General features: G+C 56.1%; 12 protein-coding genes. 7 read left to right on the top strand and 5 right to left on the bottom strand.

The genetic code is table 11. From position 1 onward, the window contains the following. Positions 1–39: 39 nt before the first annotated feature. The 4 genes from KEHDKFFH_RS15535 to KEHDKFFH_RS15520 all read left to right on the top strand — a co-directional run bounded on the left by KEHDKFFH_RS15535 (position 40) and on the right by KEHDKFFH_RS15520 (position 4371). A complete protein-coding gene (locus KEHDKFFH_RS15535; protein ID WP_104322754.1) occupies positions 40–369 on the top strand; it encodes a 2OG-Fe(II) oxygenase in 330 nt (109 codons plus the stop codon). Next, positions 366–1583 carry a polyhydroxyalkanoate depolymerase gene (locus KEHDKFFH_RS15530; RefSeq protein ID WP_104322753.1) on the top strand — a complete coding sequence of 406 codons (1218 nt, stop codon included), beginning with the start codon at positions 366–368 and terminating at the stop codon, positions 1581–1583. Before KEHDKFFH_RS15535 ends, KEHDKFFH_RS15530 begins: the two co-directional genes overlap by 4 nt. A 108-nt stretch (positions 1584–1691) precedes the next feature. Further along, complete coding sequence (gene fabG / locus KEHDKFFH_RS15525) at positions 1692–2435, top strand: 3-oxoacyl-[acyl-carrier-protein] reductase (RefSeq protein WP_064227784.1); 744 nt, start codon at positions 1692–1694, stop codon at positions 2433–2435. Between the two features lie 25 nt (positions 2436–2460). Further along, positions 2461–4371, top strand: a complete 1911-nt coding sequence (locus tag KEHDKFFH_RS15520) for a PHA/PHB synthase family protein (RefSeq protein WP_104322752.1) — start codon at positions 2461–2463, stop codon at positions 4369–4371. Here KEHDKFFH_RS15520 and KEHDKFFH_RS15515 read toward each other — a convergent pair. After that, positions 4349–4831: a DnaJ domain-containing protein gene (locus tag KEHDKFFH_RS15515; RefSeq protein ID WP_422385698.1), complete on the bottom strand. Its 483-nt coding sequence runs from the start codon at positions 4829–4831 to the stop codon at positions 4349–4351. The two genes, KEHDKFFH_RS15520 and KEHDKFFH_RS15515, sit on opposite strands and share 23 nt — an antisense overlap. A 283-nt stretch (positions 4832–5114) precedes the next feature. Next, positions 5115–5810: a hypothetical protein gene (locus KEHDKFFH_RS15510; protein ID WP_104322750.1), complete on the bottom strand. Its 696-nt coding sequence runs from the start codon at positions 5808–5810 to the stop codon at positions 5115–5117. 91 nt (positions 5811–5901) lie between these two features. Here KEHDKFFH_RS15510 and KEHDKFFH_RS15505 point away from each other — a divergent pair, with 91 nt between their 5' ends. Further along, the gene (locus KEHDKFFH_RS15505) at positions 5902–6774 is read left to right on the top strand and encodes a hypothetical protein (protein WP_104322749.1); all 873 of its coding nucleotides are present in this window, start codon (positions 5902–5904) and stop codon (positions 6772–6774) included. An 8-nt stretch (positions 6775–6782) separates the two neighbouring features. On the opposite strand, the gene KEHDKFFH_RS15500 is transcribed toward KEHDKFFH_RS15505, so the two are convergent. Both KEHDKFFH_RS15500 and KEHDKFFH_RS15495 read right to left on the bottom strand, forming a co-directional pair. Then, complete coding sequence (locus KEHDKFFH_RS15500) at positions 6783–7238, bottom strand: GatB/YqeY domain-containing protein (protein ID WP_104322748.1); 456 nt, start codon at positions 7236–7238, stop codon at positions 6783–6785. Between the two features lie 120 nt (positions 7239–7358). Further along, positions 7359–8951, bottom strand: coding sequence for a BCCT family transporter (locus KEHDKFFH_RS15495; protein WP_104322747.1), 1593 nt, complete (start codon positions 8949–8951; stop codon positions 7359–7361). A gap of 231 nt (positions 8952–9182) precedes the next feature. Here KEHDKFFH_RS15495 and KEHDKFFH_RS15490 point away from each other — a divergent pair, with 231 nt between their 5' ends. Together KEHDKFFH_RS15490 and KEHDKFFH_RS15485 are read left to right on the top strand one after the other, a co-directional pair. After that, positions 9183–10076 carry a patatin-like phospholipase family protein gene (locus tag KEHDKFFH_RS15490; protein WP_104322746.1) on the top strand — a complete coding sequence of 298 codons (894 nt, stop codon included), beginning with the start codon at positions 9183–9185 and terminating at the stop codon, positions 10074–10076. A gap of 90 nt (positions 10077–10166) precedes the next feature. Beyond that, positions 10167–10835 carry a glutathione S-transferase family protein gene (locus KEHDKFFH_RS15485; RefSeq protein ID WP_104322745.1) on the top strand — a complete coding sequence of 223 codons (669 nt, stop codon included), beginning with the start codon at positions 10167–10169 and terminating at the stop codon, positions 10833–10835. A 106-nt stretch (positions 10836–10941) separates the two neighbouring features. On the opposite strand, the gene KEHDKFFH_RS15480 is transcribed toward KEHDKFFH_RS15485, so the two are convergent. Beyond that, positions 10942–12249 carry a carboxylate--amine ligase gene (locus KEHDKFFH_RS15480; RefSeq protein WP_104322744.1) on the bottom strand — a complete coding sequence of 436 codons (1308 nt, stop codon included), beginning with the start codon at positions 12247–12249 and terminating at the stop codon, positions 10942–10944. Positions 12250–12347 lie beyond the last annotated feature (98 nt).

Raw genomic sequence — 12347 nt, 5'->3', positions numbered from 1 at the left:
ACTGCTGCTAGTGATTCTGCAAGAGCGTATGCCATTACCATGCCTGCAAAAGTAAAAACCCGCATTCTCTTTCATTCGCGACGCCTGAATATATACCTGGTCCGGTATCCAGAGGGCCATAAGGTAGGGCCGCACGTGGATATGGTTTCCGAGGGCCGGCTTTACAAACTCAATTGTGTTCTGGCCAGGCCCAAGGCAGGTGGCGAATTCATCTGCGAGAAGAACATCTTCAACCTTTTCGGGAGAGTGTACCTGTTTCGCCCGGATCTCTATCAGCATCGGGTATCAAAGATCGAGCGCGGAAATCGATGGCTATTGAGTTTTGCGTTGACTTCCGGCCTTCATAACTCAAGCAGGACAGTGTCATGATGTATTTTGCCCATGAAATGAGCCGCGCTGCGCTGATGCCCTTGCGCATGATGACAGACACACAGAGTAAATTGCTCAGGCATCCTCTCAGCCCCCTGTCCCGCTTGCCGGGCGCTCGCAGTATTGCCTCCGCCTATGGCGTATTTGGCGATTTAACCCGGCGCTACCCCAAACCAGCTTTCAATCTGCACTCAACGGTGTGCGACGGTGAGCAGGTGGACGTCAGTGAAGTCATTCTCCAGCGAAAACCCTTTGCCCAGCTCAAGCATTTCCAGCGCGGTGTATCGCGGCCCGATGACCCGAAACTCCTGATCGTTGCGCCCTTATCCGGGCACTTTGCCTCGCTGCTGCGCGGCACCGTCAAGGAAATGCTGCCAGACCACGACGTCTACATCACCGACTGGCGCGATGCCTGCCGGGTGCCCTTGTCGGCTGGCGACTTCGGGCTGGACGATTATATCGACTACGTTATCGATTTTATTGAACAGCTTGGGCCAGACACCCATGTACTGGCGGTTTGCCAACCCGTCGTGCCTGTGCTCGCAGCCACTGCGATCATGGCCGAAGATAAAAACCCGGCAACACCGCGCTCACTGGCTCTCATGAGCGGCCCTGTAGACGGCCGTATTGCCCCCACCGCACCGTGCGAGCTGGCCACCAAACATAATCTGGCCTGGTTTCGGCGCAACCTGGTTCACCCGGTACCGGCGCCTTACCCGGGGGCCATGCGGAAAGTGTATCCCGGATTTCTGCAACTGACCGGATTCGTGAACATGAACTTCGACCGCCACGTTGACGCCTACCGGGGCCTTTTCAAGTCCATGCGTGACAGGGAAGTCGAGAAGATCAGACGTCATCGGGAATTCTACGACGAATACCTCGCCGTCATGGATCTGCCGGCCACCTATTACCTGGACACGATCCAGCGGGTCTTCCAGGAGTTTCACCTTGCCCAGGGTTGCTTTATGCATCGCGACCGAAAAGTGAACCCGGCCGCTATCGACAAAACAGCACTGATGACGATTGAAGGTGAAAAGGACGACATTTCCAGCCCCGGACAGACCCGGGCCGCCCATGACCTGTGCGTGAATATCCCGGACGCCAGACGCCTACACCATCTGCAAAAGGATGCTGGCCATTATGGTGTCTTCAATGGCAGTAAATGGCGCGAATCCATTGCGCCCCGGCTAAAGACATTCATTCGCAACGCGTGACAGGCGTCACATTTTCTTGTCGCGATTCAGGTGCTCTGCTAGCTTGAATGAGGTGATCAATAATAAGGAATAACAATCAGAGCGGACTACCGCTCCAGGGAGGATTTCATGCAGGATCTCAAGGGCAAGGTCGCCCTGGTAACCGGTGCCTCACGCGGCATCGGTCGTCACATCGCACTGCAACTTGCGCAACGCGGCGCCGACGTCGCCATCAACTACCGCTCCCGCCAGTCCGAAGGCGAAGAAGTTGCCAGGGAAATTGAGGCAACTGGCGTCCGGGCACTTTCCTTCAAAGCAGACCTGTCCAAAATGCCGGAAGCACGCAGCCTGGTCCGTCAGGTCCAGGATCAGTGGGGCCGCATAGACATTCTGGTGAACAACGCCGGCATCACCAAAGACAAATCCATGAAAAAGCTTACCGACGACGATTGGAACGACGTCCTCGATACCAACCTCGGTAGCGTCTACGCCACCTGCTCCGAAGTATTGAAGATCATGATGGACCAGAAATACGGTCGCATCATCAACATCACATCTTTTGTCGGGCAGGCCGGCAACTTCGGGCAAGCCAACTACGCGGCCAGCAAGGGTGGCATTATCGCGTTTACCAAGACCCTGGCACTGGAAATGGCCAAGTACAACATTACTGTCAACGCCATTGCCCCGGGCTTCACAGAAACCGAAATGCTGGCCCAGGTCCCCGAGAACATCCGCGAACAGATCATTGCCCGGGTTCCGATGGGGCGTTTTGGCAAACCGGAGGAAATTGCCCGCGCCGTGGTTTTCCTGGCCGCAGAGGGGGATTACATCACCGGCCAGCAAATCAACGTTAACGGCGGCGTTTACATGTAATACGTGAAAGGCAGAAGGCGAAAAAATGGCTGATAAACCAATAAAAAAGCAATCAACGCCTGACTTCGAACCCAATGTGGTAAGCCACTCTCTGGCGCGAGTGGGTGTCCATGGTGGTCACCTGCTCAAGCGATCCATAATGCGCCGTTTGCGCGGTGGCCCGCCGAATCCGGCCAGCGTGGGGAGCATGACCAAACCCTTTGTCACCCTGACCGGCAAACTTGCAACCCAGCCGGACACGCTTCTCTTTGCGCAGATGCGACTGCTAAAGGACACCAGCCTGTTCTGGTCTGGCCTGCTGGCCCACGGTATAGGCAAGAAACCATTGACCGTAGCCGAGCCAGAGCCCGGCGACGGCCGCTTCCGTGACCAGGCCTGGAACGACGTCATAGCGTTCAACGCGCTCAAACAGGCCTACTTACTGTCAACTCGCTGGGTTATGGACACCATTGACGATGTCCGGGATATGGACGAACACGATAGACAGAAAGTCCGCTTTTTCACCAGCCAGATGACCGATGCCCTCGCCCCAAGCAACTTCATTCTGAGCAATCCGGAAGTATTACGCACAACCGTCAAGACACGGGGGAAGAACCTGCTGCGAGGCCTGGCCAACCTGCTTCGCGATCTGGACGAAGGCAAGGGCCCCATGCCTTTTCGCATGTCCGATCCGGACGCCTTCGAGGTGGGAGACAATCTTGCCAACACCCCCGGCGACGTGGTGTTCCAGAACGATCTGATGCAACTCATCCAGTACCGGCCGACCACCGAGACCGTCCATCGCCGGCCTTTGCTGGTGATACCGCCCTGGATCAACAAGTACTACATCCTAGATCTTGGTGAAAAGAAGTCCTTCATTCGTTATTGGGTGGAACAGGGGCACACCGTGTTTGTGGTTTCCTGGGTAAATCCCGGGCCAGAGCTGGCACACAAGACCTTTGAAGACTACATGCTCGAAGGTCCGGTCGCCGCTATGGATGCCATTGAGCAGGCAACGGGTGAGCGAGAAATCAACACCGTCGGCTACTGCATCGGCGGCACCCTGCTGGGTTGCACTCTGGCCTGGCTGGCCGCTCGCGGGGATGACCGCGTAAAAAGCGCGACGTTTCTCAACAGCATGATGGATTTCTCGGACGTCGGAGATCTGGCTGTCTTCATCGACGAGGACTCAATCGCCAAAATCGAGAAGGCCATGAACAAACAGGGCTATCTTGAAGGCGCCTCCATGGCAACGGCCTTCAACATGCTACGGGCCAACAGCCTGATATGGTCGTTTTTCGTCAACAATTACCTTCTCGGCCGCGATACGGCGCCCTTTGACCTGTTGTACTGGAACTCGGACGCCACTCGCATGCCAGCAGCCATGCACAGTTTCTACCTGCGCAATATGTATCTGAACAACCGGCTGCGTGAACCCGGTGGCATTACCCTGGCCGGCACGCCAATCGATTTGAGAAAGGTGAAGGTCCCAAGCTACTTTGCATCCGCCATTGAGGACCACATCGCACCCTGGGTCTCCTGCTACAAAGGCGCGAGTAACCTGGGCGGCCCACTGCGCTTTGTCCTTGGCGGCTCAGGACACATCGCTGGCATCATCAATCCGCCCGAGAAGAAGAAGTACGGTTATCGCCTGAACGAAGACAACCCACCCAACCCGGAGGCATGGCTGAAAGGTGCCGAGCAGTTCGAAGGTTCCTGGTGGCCCGACTGGGTAGCCTGGGCAGAACAGTTCGGTGGCGGAGAAGTGAAGGCCCGCACTCCGGGAGAAGGCAATTTGCCCGTGATCGAACCCGCACCGGGAGCCTACTTGCGCAACGAACCGGCACCGCCAACCCCGGCAGCCCGGAAGCGGCGGCAACTGCCTCGAAAGAAATCGGCTTCCCAAAAGCAGAAGGCCACATCATCCGAGAAAGTCAGCCCAACAGGCACTCCTTAGCCTCATTGATGCGTGCCGCCAGATAATTGCTGCCACCATGGTCCGGATGCAGCTTCTGCATCATCCGCCTATGGGCCTTGATGATCTCATCCCTGCTTGCGCCGGGATCCAGTCCCAGGATGTCCAGAGCTTCGCTTTCAGTCAGAGGGCCGCCGGCGCTGCCATTTCCGCCTGCATGGGCGTCCCCAGAGCCGGCCTCATCATCGGCGCGCCAGGAATCACCGAATCGGCGGTCAAGGTAGGTTTCGAGAAGCCGGGCAGAGTCCTCGTCCTGCGCACGGCAATAGCGAAGCAATTCAAGGAACTCAGCCTCACTCAGATCCGTCAGCTCACGTCCCTCCATGGGCCCCTTCAGGATCTTGCCGCTCATGGTTCCGGAATCGTGGTCCAGGGTCATTTCCAGGATGTCGCTGGACACGTGCGATTGATTGCCAGATTTGGCCTTGGCACCACCGGCCATACCACCAAGCCCTCCGCGCAACAGGGAGGGCAGCAATCGACGCAACAATGGATAAAGAAATGCCAGCCCTGCGAACAGGAAATGCAGGCGGCCGGTCGCAGCGAGTAACACCAGGACGCCGATACCGGCTAATAGAGCAAGCTTGACAATGGCAACATTGCGCTGGCTGGCCGGCTGGCTACGCAACCAGACCCAGGCAACAACCGCAACAACGATGACAACAATCGTTAATGGCACTCCGTTACTCCGGGCTTGCAGGCCCCTCAGTGGATGTCTACCGGCGCTACCGGATCTGCTTGGTCAGGCGCTTCACTTCCGGGGAACTGCGGCTGGAAAAGTCCTGCAGGGCTTTCGCGCCCCCGGAAGCATAGACCGCAACCGCCGCCATAAGATCCTTGAGAACCTGAGGACTGTTACGATCGAAGGGCGCATATGCGCCTCCAGACAGCTTGCTCACCTGCTGGAAGACCCCCCTGGCATGGGCATCATTGCCCTCGTGGAACATAAACACCGGCGTGCGCAGCATGCCCAGTTCACCGGCGGTATGGCAAAGCTCGTCTACCGGTTCCTCGCAGCAGTCTCCGATAAACACCACCGCCTTGACGGGCTTTGCGCGGGTTTCTTTGACCGCATGGGCCAGTACCCGACTGATCTGGGTGCGGCCACCGAGGCAGGAAACGCCGTTCATCAGGTTCAGCAGTTGTCCGGTCTCAGTCACGAACCCTGTAGCCTTGAACTCACCGAAGCCACGGTAGTAGCAAAGCTGAATGGCAAGGCCACCCAGATCCCGGGTTGCCATAAACAGTTCGCTCTGCAGATGGCAGGCTTGATCCCAGGTGGCCTCCCGGCTCGCGGTGGCGTCCAGCGCGAAAATCAGCCGGCCCTGCCCGCTGCCCTGTTTAGGCAGGGTGCGAACCTCGTTGATAAACTGATCGATCGCCTGTTTGTCGGATCGGGTGCGTAGTTCTTTGTCGGACATAGGCTCCTGAAAATCGCAGCGTCTGAAGAATCTGACGCTAAAATAGTAGGGCATTGATCGCACAATTCACAGGCTTGGCAAGAGGCAACGCATGGCGGGCACAGGGCGTTGGTATCGAATCAGGACTTTGGCCAGATTCCGGCTGTCTGTTCTGGCCCCGTTTCTGTTTGCGTCCCTCGCGCTACCATGCGCGGTGCAGGCCTCAAACAGTTTTTACCTGCTCTATCGTCAATGGCAACCATACGATTGGCCAGAGAATCTGCCGTCTACCAACGAGGTGACCCGTTCGCAGCGAGGGCTCGGCTGGCAAAACCAGGGCTCTGTCAGCACCTTCGGTATCGATTACGATTACCAGCCACTACGGATCCGCACCGGCGACCCGGCCCATAACGGGCACCTGCATCGGTTAACCTTCGGTGGTGAATGGCAGCATCGGCTTTACCGCCTGGAAGCGAGGGCCGGCATTGCCGGCACCTCCAACATGTTCAAGTACCAGGACTTCCACAGTGATATGGTAAACGGCCGGATCGCTCTGTTCCGGGCCCTGGATGAGACCAGCGACCTCAGCCTCGGCATCGGCGGCGACCATCGCTTTGGCTCTTTCCGATGGCTTCCCCGGGTACGCTGGCAACAGAGCAACGAACGTGGGCACTGGTTGTTCGACCTGCCGGTTTTAATCCAATGGCAAAGCACCGGGCAACTATGGGAATTCCGAGTGGAGCGAAACGGAGATCGCTGGGCCACGCTGGATAAGGCCAGGGAAATCCAAAGCGCGCTCTATTTAGAAGAGTGGAGAACAGAACTGACGTACCGGCTTCACGACGGAGGCGGAGCCTGGCCGACAGTGGTTGTTGGCGTAGGCGCCAGCGTGGATACCCGTGTCCGGTATGAGGACCTGAACACGGGCACGGTGGATCTGAGCCTGGGTGAGGCGCTGCTGGCCAGCCTCAGGCTCGATTGGTAGATCCTAAATCAACCAGACAGCGCCGCCCTCACCTTCTTGCTCAGGTGCCCCATCTCAACCCGACCAAGTACCTGGGGCTTGAGCTCGTTCATCACTTTGCCCATGTCCTGCATCCCCTGAGCGTCGGTTGAACTGATGGCCATTCGGATCAACCCATCCAGGTCATCCTCGTTGAGGGCAGCCGGCATGAACTCTTCAATGATCACCATTTCGGCACGCTCTTTGTCACCCAGCTCTTCACGACCGGCGTCATCATACTGGCTCGCGGCGTCGCGGCGCTGTTTGAGCATCTTGTCCAGCACCTTCAGGACGTCCTCGTCGTTGAGCTCGCGGCGTTCGTCAATCTCGATCTGCTTAACCGCAGACTGGGCCATGCGCAGGGTAACAAGCCGGGTTTTATCCTTGTTCCGCATTGCCTCCTTTACCGCGTTGTTCAGTTGTTCCTTCAGAGTTGGTGCTGTCATTTCCGATCTCCTGTTATGTCTGTTTTCTGTTTATATGGGGACAGAATCCGGAAAATACAAAGGCCCCTCGGTGAGGGGCCTTTGACATCGTAGGAGGAATTGCAGGGGTCAGCCTGCCGTTTACATCTTACCCTCCGCGATCAGCAAGCGGCGTTCGTGATGAAGGCCCTTGAACAGGCTGTACATCATCACCAACAGCACCAGCGTAAAGGGCAGCCCAACACTCAGGGCGCCGGCCTGCAAGGCGCTCAGCGCTTCCTTTCCGCCCACAAACAGCAGCACACCGGCAATCGAACCTTCAATGACCGCCCAGAAGATGCGCTGGGCTTTCGGGGCGTCGGTCTTGCCACCTGAGGTGATGCTATCGATCACCAGGGAGCCGGAATCCGATGACGTCACGAAGAAGGTCAGCACCAGGGTAATCCCGATAAACGAAGTGATCCCCGACAGTGAAATATTCTCGAGTGCCTGGAACATGGCCAGCGATACATCGGTCAGCCCCTCGGACGCCAGCACGCCAATATCGTTCTGCACCTGATGGAGCGCGCCGCCGCCGAAGGCACTCATCCAGAACAGAGTGATAATGGTCGGGATGATCAGCACGGCAGTGACAAATTCACGCACTGTGCGGCCGCGGGAAACCCGCGCGATAAACATACCAACGAACGGTGACCAGGAGATCCACCAGGCCCAATAAAACACGGTCCAGCCATGGAACCAGGTGGTGTCTTCCTCGCGCCCGAACGGGTTACTGAGCGCGACCATATTGGACGCATAGGAAACCGATGTATCCCAGAGCCACTGGAACACGGCAAGCGTGGGGCCGGCAAAGATGACAAACAGGAGCAGCAATCCTGCCATCACCATATTGGCGTTACTCAAAATCCGGACACCGCCGTGAATGCCTCGAATCACAGAAAAGGTGGCTACGGCCGTAACGCCGGCAATGACGCCCACCTGAATATTCAGGCCCCCCTCAATATCGAACAGGTAGGAAATACCCGATGCCGCCTGTTGGGCACCAAAGCCGAGCGAGGTCGCAAGACCAAAGATCGTTGCCAGCACAGCCACGGTATCGATCACGTTGCCCGGCCAACCCCAGACCTTATCCCCGAGTATCGGGAAAAAGGCAGAGCGGATAGTTAACGGCAGGCCCTTGTTAAAGGCAAAGAAAGACAATGAGAGCCCGACAATCGCGTAAATCGCCCAGGGATGCAGGCCCCAGTGGTACATGGTTGCCCCCATCGCCAGGCGCGCACCTTCTGCGGTGTTAGGCTCAACGCCAAGAGGCGTTCCATACCAATCGGTGTAATAGGCAACCGGCTCGGCAACCGACCAGAACATCAGCCCTGTCCCCATGCCTGCCGCAAACAACATGGCAAACCAGGACAACAGGGAGAATTCAGGCCTGGCATCAACCCCGCCAATCCGAATCTTGCCCACTGGCATAAAAATCAGTGCCAGGCAGAAGAGAACAAACAGGTTTGCACTGAGGAGAAAGCCCCAGTCGAAGACTGCGATCGCACCATTCTTGGCGCTATCGAGCAATTCCTTTGCACCCGAAGGAAAAATGAGTGTTCCGACAACAAAAGCAACGATCAGGAACGCGGTTAGAGGAAACACGATGTTGTGGATATCAAATCCAAACTTCTCGATATTATCCTGACCTGCTACGTAGTCGGTCTGATAATCATCTTTAATGACGTCACCCAATGTGAGGACTCCTATGACTGCAAAATGCGGCAGTCGGTTGGAAAATTTGCCTCCTTAAGTGCTACGCCAATATTTTGAACTCTAAGAATTAAAATTTCCAACCTGTCTCCGGAACTCAGACCAAGCCCCCCGGTAAACACGCATCCAACTTCGTTCGCATCACGCTGAATCAAATACGTTACTTACTCTGGTAGACTTTACTTCCTCGAACACGTCAACAGGCCCACAACCATGAGACTCAACCCCTTTAACACCCGGATCGGCCTGGCACTGGGGGGCGGTGCGGCAAAAGGCATTGCCCACATCGGCGTTCTGAAGGCTTTCGAGGAAGAGCAAATCAGGATTCACTGTATTTCCGGCACCAGCGCAGGCGCTCTCATCGCGAGTTATTACGCCTTCGGCCGCCCGGCGGAGTCCATCCTTTCCATATGCTCGACCCTGAACCTCTCGAAAATCATCAACTTTACCTTCGAGCGTGGCGGCCTTTTCAGCACCAATGCCATTCGCGAGATGATCCACCGTGACCTGGGGGATGTCAGGATCGAAGACGCCGAGATTCCCCTGGCCATCTGCACAACGGATATCGAAACCGGCGAACAGCTGATCTTCCGGGAAGGCAACCTGGCGGATGTTGTTTGCGCGTCCATGGCGGTGCCTGGCCTGTTTGTACCGGTAGAGATCGATGGACGAACACTGGTGGACGGCGGGCTGGTTGAGAATGTCCCGATTTCACCATTGGCAAAAATGGGGGCCGGAATAACTGTGGCGGTGGATCTCAGCCATGTCAGCCGATACCCGAAACCGGACAACACCTTCGATGTCATCACTAACGCCATCAATATTGGCATCGATTTCAACACCCGCAAGCAACTCAGGAGCGCCGACATAGCCGTGCCGCTGGATCTGAGCAGCTATAGCCTTACCAACAACGCAGACCGTGTTGAGGAGCTGTACCTGGAAGGTTATCACCCCATGAAGAAAAAGATTCGTCAGGTGCTCTGGTACAAGCGGATGCACTTCGCCATCAGTCTTCTGAAAACAACTGGGACATTAATGCCCTTCAAGGTGCCGGAGATTCTCAAGGAACTCAAACGCCACGGCTTTGCGGTGCGCAATCGGCATTAGCCACACAATCACCTTCAGCGGTGAACCAAAACGCTCTTTGAAGCCTACTCTTCACACCCGATCATTTTTCAATGCGAACGGAGCTTGCGCATGATTACAGTCCACCACCTCAACAATTCCCGCTCACAACGCGTTCTCTGGATGCTGGAAGAGCTGGGTGTACCCTATGAGATCAAGCATTACCAGCGTGATCCCAAAACCATGCTGGCGCCGGAAAGCCTCAAAAAAGTACATCCTCTGGGCAAATCTCCGGTGATTACCGACGGAGATCTGGTGGTGGCCGAATCCGGCGCCATTATTGAATACCTCGCCCACACCTACGGCAAGGACACCATGCTGCCCGAGAGCGGCGGCCAGGCCTGGCTCGACTACACCTACTGGCTGCACTATGCCGAGGGTTCACTGATGCCGCCGCTGGTCATGCGCCTGGTGTTTGAAAAGGTCAAAACCAGCCCGATGCCGTTCTTTATAAAACCGGTCGCCAAAGGCATTTCAGACAAAACCAATGAGATCTTCATCGGCCCGATGATCAAGACCCATCTGGATTTTTTGGAAGGCCACCTGGCGAAAAATACCTGGTTTCTGGGTGACAAACTGAGCGCTGCGGATATTCAGATGAGCTTTCCTCTCGAGGCCTCGGTAGCCAGAGGTATCGTCGGCAGAAACCGCCCCCATATCACCGGCTGGGTGAAACGGGTTCACGCCAGACCGGCTTATCAGAAGGCTCTCGAGAAAGGCGGCGACTACGATTTTGCGTGACTGAAGGGTCGAAAACTGCAGCACAAAGGCCAAAGCCCCGCCAGGGGCCGAGGGGCTTTGGCAATAAATACAGGCGCTGGAGATCAACCGGTTACCCGATTGGTCTCTAAACGTAGAAGTCCAGATCTTCCTGGGCTTTCAGCAAATCCCGCATCTTGACGGGGTCATCCCCGAAGAAGAACACAAGTCCCCAGTGGGTGCCAAAAGCGGATCGATCCGGAACGGTCTCCTCCGCCGGTGCCACCAGCTCGTGGGATTCAAAATAAGGATGGTCAATGCACTCTTTGGGCATTTCCAGCCTGCTGACCACTCGACGCCTTGGGTACACACCAAAGCAACCGGCATAGCCCTTGGCGTCGACCACTTCGCGGGGAAAGAAGGCCTCGACCTCTTCTTTGGTGCTCTTGGGATCAAACACCAGCATGGAAGCCTGGTAGGCATTGAACCCATAAGCGCGCTCAATCAGTTCGAAGGCCTTGAACCCTGGCGGACGGTAGGCAACCTCGCCAAAGTACATGGTGCCGTCGCTGGTCACGAAATATTCCGGATGAATCAGACCAAACTGAATATCGAATGTTTTGATAAGCAACTCGATCTGCTTGGTGATCGCATTCCGCCAGCTTTCCAGTTCCTTGGTGGCGGGCACAAATACCGAATAACCCAGGGTGACGTACTCCGAAATATTCAGGAACTGGATTTTTCCATCGTGGATCCACGCCTCAACCGCAAATTCCCAGCCATCCAGGTGAGACTCCATCAGCAGGGGGTATTCCTCATCCGGAATCATATCGATTTCTTCCAATGTCCGGATCATGCGGTGACCAAGGCACCCGGCTTTATCGAACGCCTTCACGTGAATAGGATCGTCCGGGTCACCATCGAGCTTGAGCAACGTCTGGTTGACGCGCTTCATAAATCGAATGATGTCGTCTTTTTCGTGGGCTTCTTCGAAGATCCCGACCCGTATCCCGCCAAGCTGGGCGCGACGCTTCATCAGCGCCTTGTCCCGGAACAGAATGGATTGGCCATACATGCGGGGATTGTCGAGCAGAACCGAATTGATCGCCCCGGACCATTCAACAGTTTCTTCGAACAACGGAATAGCAACATCCACGCCCTCCGCTTTCAACTTTTCAGCGATTTCCATCGAGCGATCGTTCAGGCGAACAAAATCCCAGGCAATGAAAGGAATATTGTTGGCGGTGCAAAAATCCGCCGCCCAGTCTGGCGCCACCACAATGTATCGACGGTCAAAGTCCTGTGCGGCCTTGATTGCATTAACGCTCCAGCCAAGCAGGGCAATATAGCCCTTGTCAGGATCTTTCGGTTTTTCGGTGCCTTTGGACGAGGGCATCTCCGGGTCCCGCCAGGCAAGTACGTCCTGGGACATTTTGGATTCTGGCGTGATCGCCATAAGTTAACTCCTTTTATTCATTACAAGGCAAAGGGCATTGCTTACAACCCGATGCATCAGACCAGAGTGTCCCGGCCAAACCCGGAAAATAGTTTCCA

The sequence above is a fragment of the Marinobacter maroccanus genome (assembly GCF_002933275.1).
Taxonomy (GTDB): Bacteria; Pseudomonadota; Gammaproteobacteria; order Pseudomonadales; family Oleiphilaceae; genus Marinobacter; species Marinobacter maroccanus.
This window is presented reverse-complemented; position numbering and strand designations above follow the sequence as displayed.

Bases quoted from the DNA above. Each gene is read 5' to 3' on its own strand.
- KEHDKFFH_RS15490 (WP_104322746.1), top strand. From the start codon at position 9,183: ATGAGACTCAACCCCTTTAACACCCGGATCGGCCTGGCACTGGGGGGC.
- KEHDKFFH_RS15485 (WP_104322745.1), top strand. From the start codon at position 10,167: ATGATTACAGTCCACCACCTCAACAATTCCCGCTCACAACGCGTTCTC.
- KEHDKFFH_RS15505 (WP_104322749.1), top strand. From the start codon at position 5,902: ATGGCGGGCACAGGGCGTTGGTATCGAATCAGGACTTTGGCCAGATTC.
- KEHDKFFH_RS15530 (WP_104322753.1), top strand. From the start codon at position 366: ATGATGTATTTTGCCCATGAAATGAGCCGCGCTGCGCTGATGCCCTTG.
- KEHDKFFH_RS15500 (WP_104322748.1), bottom strand. From the start codon at position 7,238: ATGACAGCACCAACTCTGAAGGAACAACTGAACAACGCGGTAAAGGAG.
- KEHDKFFH_RS15480 (WP_104322744.1), bottom strand. From the start codon at position 12,249: ATGGCGATCACGCCAGAATCCAAAATGTCCCAGGACGTACTTGCCTGG.
- KEHDKFFH_RS15520 (WP_104322752.1), top strand. From the start codon at position 2,461: ATGGCTGATAAACCAATAAAAAAGCAATCAACGCCTGACTTCGAACCC.
- fabG (WP_064227784.1), top strand. From the start codon at position 1,692: ATGCAGGATCTCAAGGGCAAGGTCGCCCTGGTAACCGGTGCCTCACGC.
- KEHDKFFH_RS15515 (WP_422385698.1), bottom strand. From the start codon at position 4,831: ATGGCCGGTGGTGCCAAGGCCAAATCTGGCAATCAATCGCACGTGTCC.
- KEHDKFFH_RS15510 (WP_104322750.1), bottom strand. From the start codon at position 5,810: ATGTCCGACAAAGAACTACGCACCCGATCCGACAAACAGGCGATCGAT.
- KEHDKFFH_RS15535 (WP_104322754.1), top strand. From the start codon at position 40: ATGCCTGCAAAAGTAAAAACCCGCATTCTCTTTCATTCGCGACGCCTG.